The following is a 659-nucleotide window of genomic DNA, read 5'->3' as shown; positions in this document are numbered from 1 at the left end:
GTGTTACCTTGAACACCTTGAGGTCCAGTAGCACCCGTAGCACCTGTGTTACCTTGAACACCTTGAGGTCCAGTAGCACCCGTAGCACCTGTGTTACCTTGAACACCTTGAGGTCCAGTAGCGCCAGTAGCACCCGTAGCACCTGTGATACCTTGAACACCTTGAGGTCCAGTAGCGCCAGTAGCACCCGTGTTACCTTGAAGACCTTGAGGTCCAGTAGCACCCGTAGCACCCGTATTACCTTGAACACCTTGAGGTCCAGTAGCACCCGTGTTACCCTGAGGTCCAGTAGGTCCAGGAGGCCCGCCAGAAGGTCCGGTAGGTCCGGTAACTCCTATACCAGTAGCGCCAGTGGCACCCGTAGCACCCGTGTTACCTTGAACACCTTGAGGTCCAGTAGCGCCGGTAGCACCCGTAGCACCTGTGTTACCTTGAACACCTTGAGGTCCAGTAGCACCGGTAGCGCCTGTGTTACCTTGAGGCCCCTGAGGTCCGGTAGCACCGGTAGCACCCGCAGGTCCTTGAGCGCCTGTATTGCCGGTAGCGCCTGTGTTACCTTGAGGCCCCTGAGGTCCAGTAGCGCCGGTAGCACCCGCAGGTCCTTGAGCGCCTGTATTGCCGGTAGCGCCTGTGTTACCTTGAGGCCCCTGAGGTCCAGT

General features: G+C 58.4%; 1 pseudogene. It reads right to left on the bottom strand.

The features are described 5' to 3' along the window. Positions 1-659: pseudogene (locus DOS87_RS30335) on the bottom strand (collagen-like protein); the annotation flags it as partial.

This window comes from Bacillus sp. CR71 (assembly GCF_003429245.1).
Taxonomy (GTDB): domain Bacteria; phylum Bacillota; class Bacilli; order Bacillales; family Bacillaceae_G; genus Bacillus_A; species Bacillus_A thuringiensis_S.
Note: the sequence above shows the minus strand (reverse complement) of the source record. Positions and strands in the feature narration are given on the sequence as shown.